Source organism: Myroides odoratimimus, assembly GCF_038039805.1.
Taxonomy (GTDB): domain Bacteria; phylum Bacteroidota; class Bacteroidia; order Flavobacteriales; family Flavobacteriaceae; genus Flavobacterium; species Flavobacterium odoratimimum_B.
Map to the genome: position 1 here is coordinate 92273 of NZ_JBBPHK010000009.1, position 9355 is coordinate 101627.

The window sequence follows — 9355 nt, forward strand, 5'->3', positions numbered from 1 at the left end:
TATGATTACAATATACAAACCAACAAAAGAGGAATGGATAGGATTGATCAAACGTCCTATTATTACTACAGAAAGTTTAAATGAGAGTATTAGTACTGTACTAAAACAAGTTAGAGATAGAGGGGATGTAGCTGTTCAGAATTACACCTCATTATTCGATGGAGTACAACTGAAAAACTTCAGAGTAAGCAAACAAGAAATTGAAGAAGCCACTACTTCAGTCAGTCAGGAAATAAAAGAAGCTATAAAGGTAGCTGCATCTAATATTAAAAAGTTTCACCAATCTCAGATCGTACATGAGGAAAAAGTAGAAACAACAGAAGGGGTTAACTGTTGGAGAAAGAGTGTGGGAATAGAAAAGGTAGGACTTTATATACCAGGGGGAACAGCTCCTTTATTCTCTACTTTATTAATGTTAACTATTCCAGCTCAGTTAGCAGGTTGTAAAGAGTTGATATTGTGTACACCGTGTAACAAACAAGGCAAGGTAAATGAAGTAGTGCTTTATGCTGCTCAATATTTAGGAATAGATACAATTTTTAAAATAGGAGGAGCTCAGGCTATTGCTGCTATGGCCTACGGTACAGAGACTGTTCCTCAAGTTTATAAGATATTTGGGCCTGGTAATCAGTATGTGACTAAGGCTAAGGAGCTAGTACAGGCAGAAGGTATAGCTATTGATATGCCAGCGGGGCCTAGTGAAGTTTTAGTTATCGCTGATGAGGTGGCAGATGCAGATTATATAGCTGCAGATTTGTTATCACAGGCAGAACACGGGACAGATAGTCAAGTAGTCTTGGTAACGACAACGAAACAAAAGATAAGTGAAGTAACAGAGGCTTTAGAAAAACAACTAGAAGAATTACCTCGAAAGGACTTAGCCATACAGACATTGAACAATAGCTTGATGATAGAATTATCGACTATAGAAGAATGTATTGCTTTTAGCAATGCTTATGCACCTGAACACTTAATCTTGAATATAGAGAATGCCGAGAAGTATATAGACTTAGTGATCAATGCAGGTTCAGTGTTCTTAGGCGCTTACTCATGTGAGAGTGCAGGGGACTATGCTAGCGGAACGAATCATACCTTACCTACTAATGGATATGCCAAGAGCTATAGCGGGGTATCTGTAGATAGTTTTGTAAAGAAGATTACTTTTCAAAAGTTAACGAAACAAGGGCTGAAAAATATAGGTAAAACAATAGAAGTAATGGCAGAAGCAGAGGAGTTAATCGCTCACAAAAACGCTGTTAGTATTCGCCTTAAAAAACTAAGTAATGAGTAATAGTAAAATAAATATAAACGAATTAGTACGCCCTAATATTAAGATCTTATCTCCTTATACCAGTGCAAGAGATGAGTATAAAGGAGATAAGGGGGTATTCTTAGATGCGAATGAGAATCCTTATGGTAAAGTGAACCGCTATCCTGATCCTTATCAACTTGAGTTAAAACAAGTGATTAGTAAGGTAAAAGGAGGTAGTGCTGACCAATTGTTTTTAGGTAATGGAAGTGATGAAGCTATTGACTTATCCTATCGCATATTCTGTGAGCCCAATAAGGATAAAGCTATTGTATTTACACCAACCTATGGAATGTATGAAGTGTATGCTAATATCAATGCTGTAGAGCTAATTACACTTCCTCTAGATGAGGTATTTCAGATAGAACAAGCAATGGTAGAGCCTTATCTAAACGATGATACTGTGAAGTTGATGTTTATCTGTTCGCCTAATAACCCTACTGGCAATCTAATCTGTGAAGAAACAATAGTCACATTGCTTAATCGCTTTAAAGGAATTGTTATAATCGATGAAGCGTATATTGATTTTAGTAATGAACCTTCTTGGTTAGATAAATTGTCACAATATAGTAATCTAATCATTTTACAGACCTTGTCTAAAGGGTGGGGAATGGCAGGTCTACGCATCGGTATGGCATGGATGAACGAAGAGGTGCTTTATTATTTTAATAAAGTGAAGTCTCCTTATAATTTGAGTGTTGTTAATCAGCAACTTGCGATTGAAACGTTAAGGGATGTCGAGGGCTTTAAAGAGAGAATAGCACTACTTTTAAGTGAGAAAGAAAGAGTGATTAGAGAATTAAGTACATTGTCTATTACATCGTTTATCTATCCTTCAGAAGCTAATTATCTCTTAGTTAAATTCGACAAGGCTGATCAACTGTATCAAGAGTTAATAGATAGACAGATTATCGTGAGAAATAGAAGTAAAGTAGTAGAAAATACTTTGCGTATTTCGATAGGAACACCAGAAGAAAACAATCAATTAATAACTGCATTAAAAGCTATAGAACGTGAAAAAGAAAGTATTGTTTATAGATAGAGACGGAACTATTATTAAAGAACCTGAAGACTTTCAGATAGATAGTTTTGAAAAATTAGTATTCTTACCTAAGGCTATTTCTAGTTTGTCTAAAATTGCTCGAGAGTTAGACTATATACTTGTATTAGTTAGTAATCAAGATGGTTTAGGAACTGCTTCATTTCCAGAAAACACTTTCTGGCCAGTACAGAACTTTATTTTGGATACACTAGCAGGCGAGGGAGTGACATTTACAGATATTTATATAGATGATTCTTTTGACTATGAGAATAAACCTACGCGCAAACCTGGGCTCGGAATGTTAGGTAAGTATGTATATGGTGATTATGATTTGGCTAATTCGTATGTATTAGGAGATCGATTTACAGATATACAATTGGCAGAGAACTTAGGGAGTCAAGCTATTTATATCAATGAATTAAAGGATGATAGAGCTGCTCTGTCTACAATGGACTGGGAAGAAATCTATCAGTTTTTAAAACAACAGCCTCGTATAGGGAAAGAATATAGAAAGACCAATGAAACGATTATTGATATATCTGTAAACTTAGACTGTGCTAAAGAATGTAAGATTAATACTGGATTAGCCTTTTTTGATCACATGTTAGAACAAGTGAACAGACATGGTAATATCGGTTTGGAGATTGAAGTAAAAGGAGATTTGCAAGTAGATGAGCACCACACGATAGAGGATACTGCTATAGCCTTAGGTACAGCCTTTAAAAAAGCATTGGGTACTAAGAAAGGGATAGAGCGATATGGATTCTTACTTCCGATGGATGAGTGTTTAGCACAGGTAGCTATTGATTTTGGAGGAAGGGCTTGGTTAGTATGGGAGGCTGAGTTTAAGAGAGAAAAAGTAGGTGATATGCCTACAGAGATGTTCTTTCACTTCTTTAAATCGTTCTCTGATGCAGCGAGTTGTAACCTAAATATTAAGGTAGAGGGAGATAATGAACACCACAAGATAGAGTCTATATTCAAAGCCTTTGCTAAGGCAATAAAGATGGCAGTGAGCAAGACAGAAAATTACAATATCCCTAGTACTAAAGGTATACTATGATCGCAATCTTAAAATACAATGCAGGTAATGTACAGTCTGTACAGAATGCAATAGAACGCTTAGGATATAAAACTGTAGTGACAGATGATCTAGCGATACTCACCTCTGCAGATAAGGTAATTTTTCCAGGAGTAGGAGAGGCTTCATCTGCGATGAGATACTTAATAGATAAGGGATTGGATAAAGTAATTATAGGATTGCAACAACCTGTTTTGGGAATTTGTTTAGGAATGCAGTTGTTGTGTAAATCGAGTGAGGAGGGAGGAGTAGAAGGTTTAGGTATCTTTGATAATGAGGTAAAGCTGTTTCCTGCCTTAGACATAGTTCCTCATATGGGATGGAATAACTTTAGTAGTCTGAAAGGACCTTTATTTAAAGGAATACAAGATGCAGATGATTTTTACTATGTGCATAGTTATTACGCAACATTAAGTGAGAGTACTATTGCTGTGAATACCTATATACAACCTTTTTCGGCGGCTTTACAAAAGGATAATTTCTATGCAGTGCAGTTTCACCCAGAGAAGTCAGGTAAAGTAGGAGAACTATTAATAAAGAATTTTTTAGAATTATGAGAATTATACCAGCGATAGATATAATAGGAGGGCAGTGCGTTCGACTATCTAAGGGGGATTATAACACCTCTAAAGTGTATAATACCAGTCCAGTGGAAGTGGCAAAACAGTTTGAAGATGCAGGAATTGAGTATCTACACGTAGTGGATCTAGATGGTGCTAAGTCGAGCCAAATAATGAATGCTAAGGTATTAGAAGAGATAGCTACTCAAACCAATCTACAGATAGACTTCGGTGGAGGTATTAAGAAGGATGAAGATATCATTACTGCTTTTAATAGCGGTGCTAAGCAAGTGACTGTAGGAAGTATAGCAGCGACTAAGCCAGAACTATTCTTAAGGTGGTTAGATGCTTATGGAAGTGAGAAAGTAATATTGGGAGCAGATTGTAAGCAACGCAAGATTATGACTCAAGGATGGTTAGACTCTGCCGATACAGACGTGTTAGAGTTTATCCAGTCGTATGAGCAGAGAGGGGTGTCTTATACCATAGTCACTGATATAGAAAAAGACGGAATGCTAAGCGGACCTGCGATAGAGTTGTATAAAGAGATTATAGCGAATACGGAAGTTAAGTTGATCGCTAGTGGAGGGTTAACTACTGTAGCCGAATTGTATAAACTAAAAGAGATAGGTTGTGAAGGAGTAATCATAGGCAAAGCTATTTATGAAGGAAAGATAACCTTAAAAGAGTTGAGTGAATTATGCTAAAGAAGAGAATAATAGCCTGTATGGATATTCAGAATGGCGAGGTGGTCAAAGGGATTAACTTCGTTGATATACAGCGAGCTGGTGATCCTATAACATTGGCAAAACGCTATGTAGTGGAAGGCATAGATGAATTAGTCTTTTTAGATATCACTGCTACAATCGAGAATAGAAAGACATTAATTGGTTTAGTAAATGAGATCGCGAGTCAGATAAATATACCATTTACAGTAGGAGGAGGGATTAGCACTAAAGAACAGGCGATCGAATTAGTTAGGTCAGGTGCGGATAAGGTAAGTGTTAATTCTGCTGCAATTAAAAGACCAGAATTGGTTAGCGAAATAGCACAAGCCCTAGGGAGTCAGTGCGCTGTTGTAGCTATAGATACAAAATACGAAGATGGAGAGTGGTGGGTATACAGTGCAGGCGGGCGTATTAAAACAGATCTTAAGACTGTAGAATGGGCAAGAGAAGTAGAGCGCTTAGGGGCAGGCGAAATATTATTAACTTCTATGAATAATGACGGTACAAAAGACGGTTTTGCACTGGATATTACAGCTGAGGTAGCCAAGGAAGTGAATATTCCTGTGATTGCTTCAGGTGGTGCAGGTGCTATAGAACACTTCACACAGGTATTCACTCAGACGCAAGCTACAGGTGCCTTAGCAGCGAGTATTTTTCACTATGGAGAAGTAGGTATACCAGAGTTAAAGCAGATGTTAAAAACAAATAATATAAGTGTAAGATGAAATTAAATATCAATTTTAATAAAGGAAATGGGTTAGTACCCGTGATTATTCAGGATAAAGATACCATGCAAGTATTGATGCAAGGATATATGAATGAGGAAGCCTATCAACAGACAATCACAGAAGGAAAAGTAACGTTCTACAGTCGTACTAAGAATAGGCTTTGGACCAAAGGAGAAACCTCAGGAAATTATTTATTGGTCAAAGATATTAAGACGGACTGTGACCAGGACTGCCTTTTGATATCCGTAGAGGCAGTAGGAGCGACATGTCATACAGGAACTACTTCTTGTTTTGGAGAAATGACAGACAAAGGCTTTGTCTATCAATTAGAACAAATCATCAGTGAGCGAATAGATGATAATATAGAGTCATCATATACCAATCAACTTTACAAAAGAGGTATAAACAAGGTAGCTCAAAAAGTAGGAGAAGAAGCAGTTGAGTTAGTTATCGAAGCTAAAGATGACAATGATGATTTGTTTAAGAATGAAGCAGCAGATTTATTGTACCACTATTTAATCCTTTTAAAGGCAAAAGGTTTTGTACTAAGTGACATAGAGGCTGTATTAAAAGAAAGACACCTTAAGTAACTATCCCTATATTCTGCGATGTATAGTATGGTTTCAAAATTTTGATATTTCTGTTTAGGAATATATTTTTTCTAAATATACGAATTTTGAAAAGCTGTATATCAAAATAAAACAGACTTGCTCATAAATAGCAAGTCTGTTTTTGTTTAATTTGTATGAACTAGCTGTTTCCTTTTGTATGCAGACTTAGTGATTACCAAGACAGTAAGTGATCAGTCCGTTATTTTAAATGATCTAACAGACTGACTACGGACACAGTACGGAGTTAATACGGACTCATTTCGACTTAAAATGAAATATATGTAATAGCAAAGTAATAGAACTATGCTACCAATCTTTTAATGCAAATACCTGTGAACGAGAGTTTACATTTAGTTTTAGATATATATTACTAATATGATATTTAGTAGTACTAATTGTTATACTTAATTCATGCGCTATTTCTTTATTTGTGAGTCCATCCCAGATAAGGTAGAGCACATCTACTTCTCTCTCAGTTAGTTTATAATTGTTCTTTAAGTGGTAAGATAAGTCTCCTTGATGATCTTTAAGTGTGATAGTATCAGGCTGCTTTAGAGTTTGTGTATTCTTTTCATGAACTAGCAGTTTATGGTAATTCTTTAGCATTAATACATATTGAAACATAAAAACTCGGTTGCGTACATTGTGTTTTTGGTTTTTTCTGACTAGGACATAGTTATTGATAATACTCAACACGATAATCGCTGATACATAAAGCTTTAAGTTTGGCATAGCGTGATTCTGAATAGTGATAGGGTCATCTATTTCTAGATTGATAAAGCTCAGTCCTAACAGAATACATAATGATATTAAAAAAGCTACATAAAGATAATATTGTTTTTTATGTTTTAAACTTCTTTTGCTTAATTGAACAAAAGTAAAGAATACCAGTACTGTGATATCTAGTAATATGGAATGTTTTCCTCCATATAAATAGCTAGAGAAGTATAATACGATGGCTATGATAGAGGTAAGCGAGTACAGTTTTAATTCATTTTTATACAAGAATCGCTTTGTTCCAAAAGGATAGTATGTAGAAAGTAACATGCCTATAAAAATGATAGAGGAAGAAACGATCGTTGCTTTTAAAAAGGATTCAACTGATTGTAAATGAATGTAAAATAAGTTTAGAATATCACCTGTAATAAAACAAAGTGTGATGAGTAACTGTATAGATAAATAGCTAATCCATTTTCGTTCTTTAAAGATTTGGTAAATAATAAAACTAGCTATTAATCCTAAGAAAGCCATGCCATAGAATATACCTGATACAAAATAGTTGATAGGTAGATCTATATAAGCACTCATATCTTGATGTAGCTGAACGCCATTAAGATGAGTAAGAGTTACATTATCTTGATAAAGAGATAGTTTACTTACTACTATATTTTGAAGCATTTTTGAGAATGTATCGTATAAGTTATGTGAAGTAAAGGTGAGTATTGTACCCTTTATCTTGATAATTAAAATAACTAACCAAGCCATAAGGACATAGCTTAGTATTACCGATATAGGCACTAATCCTATATGGGTATATTGTTGTTTTTTTTTCGAATCCATTTTAATTTTTTAACAATAAATAATCAATACTATAGAATAAAATACTAGGGGATTGCTTCTGTTTTAGCCCAAAACTGTTGGCATTCGTATTTCTCTATAATAGCAATATTTGACTTTGATAGTGATAAAGTCTATATAATTAGTATACAAGTAGTATTAGTTAAGGATTGAGTGGCGAATAATACTAGAGTAAAACTTATTATATGTGATATACTATGTGTCTTTTAGTATTTAAAAGACATATTGATCTCTAAATCTTCTTTTCTGTAATTGTTAAATATTTTAGAAGTATAACTTCTAAAGGATAATAGGATGTATTGGATTTTGAATACATTTAAGAGAGTTGGTTCTGGTGTAACCTCTTTGTTTTTAATTAGTTGCTTTTCTTTTACCATTTTTATTGTTGTTTTGTTTTGAATAGGCAATATAGAGCGAAAAGCTGTAATATATACTATAATAAAGTATAGTTCTTTGTTAAATAATGAGCCTACTTATCACTTTAAGACATTTGTGAATTAGTGCATTATGTGATTATGAAAGTGATTTATTAGAGTAGTGACATTTATTAACAGTAAGACTAAGGCTATTGTTAAAAAAGAGATGTGCTCTTAATATCTTAAATAGAGACTAGGCTAGGAAAATATTAATTTTTGAGAGTGTTTAAGTTATCTGTTTCTCTAAGGTTTTAAAACATATTATTCTGTAAAAATTATAAAACTAATCATCTACTTCCTATTATTATAACAAGCTTAGTTGTAGTATTTATCTAGATTATTATAAAAATTATATACGATATTGTCAATTCTGTTTTTACTTTTTTTAGGTTTAAGATTCTTTCATATATGGTATAACCTAGACTATTTTGACACTATTTTACATTTTTTAAAATCGAAATATATCATTCACATAATTGATGTTTCACATTTTGTAGTGTAGTAAATGATGGGGAGATACTGTTTTTTAGAATGGTTAAAATTAGTAGAGTACTAGTCCTAATTTAAGTTTTTAAATTATTGATTTTTAGTTTTTTGTTGTTTTTGGAACCTGCTTTTTAAACTTTTTAAAAGTATCTATTTAAGATTATTAACAACCGTATTGGGCTTCTATTTATGATAAAAACCATGCTTAAGTATAGGCAAAACCTCTCGTGCAGTGACTAATTTTGTTTTTGAATTTGGGAAGAGATATAGTTCCAGTGAATCTAGATAGTATTAGCAGTTTTGATTTTGTGGGGACAATGGAGAACTGTTACACTCCCTCAATATGTTTTAATAGTATATTCAGTTGAGGGAGTTTTTTTAGAGGAGTGGAGATAGTGCTAGATTTCTAAACAAATTCCCTTACTAACGAATTATTATAAATCTGATTCCTTAGGTTTTCCTATGGATGACAGAAGAAGTTTATTAGCAAAAACGATTTGAATACTTGGTATTGGTTGATAAAAATAGATAGCATAAGTAGGATTAGTTATTTCGCTCTAATTAAGAACTCACATTTAGTACTGCGAAAGTAGTAGAGAGCGAGATGGTGATTTACTAGTTGTTGATTTTATTAACTGTAGCCTAATATCTAGCTGGTCGTTTTGTACCTGTGACCGCAGAGAACATATTACAATGTTGCGATGTGATACATGGGAATTAGTAATTATCGTGTAGATAAGTTCTAAGTTTCGCTGTGGAGTGGAAGTGGAGCTTAATAAATTAATCTTTATCATTTATGGAAAAAGTAAGTATGGG

The 9355-nt window shown here is 33.9% G+C and carries 9 protein-coding genes; 7 read left to right on the forward strand and 2 right to left on the reverse strand.

Features of this window, described 5'->3' with window-relative positions; all coding sequences use genetic code 11:
• The first annotated feature begins 1 nt into the window (after nucleotide 1).
• The 7 genes from hisD to hisIE are packed head-to-tail and all read left to right on the forward strand — an operon-like array spanning nucleotide 2 to nucleotide 6038.
• Nucleotides 2-1291 (forward strand): histidinol dehydrogenase, encoded by a 1290-nt coding sequence (hisD, locus tag AABL85_RS08880; RefSeq protein ID WP_341309845.1) that lies wholly within the window; start codon nucleotides 2-4, stop codon nucleotides 1289-1291.
• Complete coding sequence (gene hisC, locus AABL85_RS08885) at nucleotides 1284-2351, forward strand: histidinol-phosphate transaminase (protein ID WP_341309846.1); 1068 nt, start codon at nucleotides 1284-1286, stop codon at nucleotides 2349-2351. Before hisD ends, hisC begins: the two co-directional genes overlap by 8 nt.
• Nucleotides 2323-3414, forward strand: coding sequence for a bifunctional histidinol-phosphatase/imidazoleglycerol-phosphate dehydratase HisB (gene hisB / locus AABL85_RS08890; protein ID WP_341309847.1), 1092 nt, complete (start codon nucleotides 2323-2325; stop codon nucleotides 3412-3414). The genes hisC and hisB overlap by 29 nt, the downstream gene beginning before the upstream one ends.
• Nucleotides 3411-3989 (forward strand): imidazole glycerol phosphate synthase subunit HisH, encoded by a 579-nt coding sequence (hisH, locus tag AABL85_RS08895; protein ID WP_341309848.1) that lies wholly within the window; start codon nucleotides 3411-3413, stop codon nucleotides 3987-3989. Before hisB ends, hisH begins: the two co-directional genes overlap by 4 nt.
• A complete protein-coding gene (gene hisA / locus AABL85_RS08900) occupies nucleotides 3986-4699 on the forward strand; it encodes a 1-(5-phosphoribosyl)-5-[(5-phosphoribosylamino)methylideneamino]imidazole-4-carboxamide isomerase (RefSeq protein ID WP_286395528.1) in 714 nt (237 codons plus the stop codon). Before hisH ends, hisA begins: the two co-directional genes overlap by 4 nt.
• Entirely contained in the window at nucleotides 4693-5445 is a 753-nt protein-coding gene (hisF, locus tag AABL85_RS08905) for an imidazole glycerol phosphate synthase subunit HisF (RefSeq protein WP_341309849.1), read from the forward strand. Before hisA ends, hisF begins: the two co-directional genes overlap by 7 nt.
• Nucleotides 5442-6038 (forward strand): bifunctional phosphoribosyl-AMP cyclohydrolase/phosphoribosyl-ATP diphosphatase HisIE, encoded by a 597-nt coding sequence (hisIE, locus tag AABL85_RS08910; protein ID WP_286395532.1) that lies wholly within the window; start codon nucleotides 5442-5444, stop codon nucleotides 6036-6038. The genes hisF and hisIE overlap by 4 nt, the downstream gene beginning before the upstream one ends.
• 327 nt (nucleotides 6039-6365) lie before the next feature.
• Here hisIE and AABL85_RS08915 read toward each other — a convergent pair whose 3' ends face one another.
• Entirely contained in the window at nucleotides 6366-7619 is a 1254-nt protein-coding gene (locus tag AABL85_RS08915) for a helix-turn-helix domain-containing protein (protein ID WP_341309850.1), read from the reverse strand.
• A gap of 224 nt (nucleotides 7620-7843) precedes the next feature.
• Nucleotides 7844-8014 carry a hypothetical protein gene (locus tag AABL85_RS08920; protein WP_286395536.1) on the reverse strand — a complete coding sequence of 57 codons (171 nt, stop codon included), beginning with the start codon at nucleotides 8012-8014 and terminating at the stop codon, nucleotides 7844-7846.
• Nucleotides 8015-9355: the final 1341 nt, after the last annotated feature.

What these genes read in the sequence shown, in the direction of transcription:
- hisD (WP_341309845.1), top strand. Translation starts at nt 2, where the DNA reads ATGATTACAATATACAAACCAACAAAAGAGGAATGGATAGGATTGATC.
- hisC (WP_341309846.1), top strand. Translation starts at nt 1,284, where the DNA reads ATGAGTAATAGTAAAATAAATATAAACGAATTAGTACGCCCTAATATT.
- hisH (WP_341309848.1), top strand. Translation starts at nt 3,411, where the DNA reads ATGATCGCAATCTTAAAATACAATGCAGGTAATGTACAGTCTGTACAG.
- hisA (WP_286395528.1), top strand. Translation starts at nt 3,986, where the DNA reads ATGAGAATTATACCAGCGATAGATATAATAGGAGGGCAGTGCGTTCGA.
- hisF (WP_341309849.1), top strand. Translation starts at nt 4,693, where the DNA reads ATGCTAAAGAAGAGAATAATAGCCTGTATGGATATTCAGAATGGCGAG.
- hisIE (WP_286395532.1), top strand. Translation starts at nt 5,442, where the DNA reads ATGAAATTAAATATCAATTTTAATAAAGGAAATGGGTTAGTACCCGTG.
- AABL85_RS08915 (WP_341309850.1), bottom strand. Translation starts at nt 7,619, where the DNA reads ATGGATTCGAAAAAAAAACAACAATATACCCATATAGGATTAGTGCCT.
- AABL85_RS08920 (WP_286395536.1), bottom strand. Translation starts at nt 8,014, where the DNA reads ATGGTAAAAGAAAAGCAACTAATTAAAAACAAAGAGGTTACACCAGAA.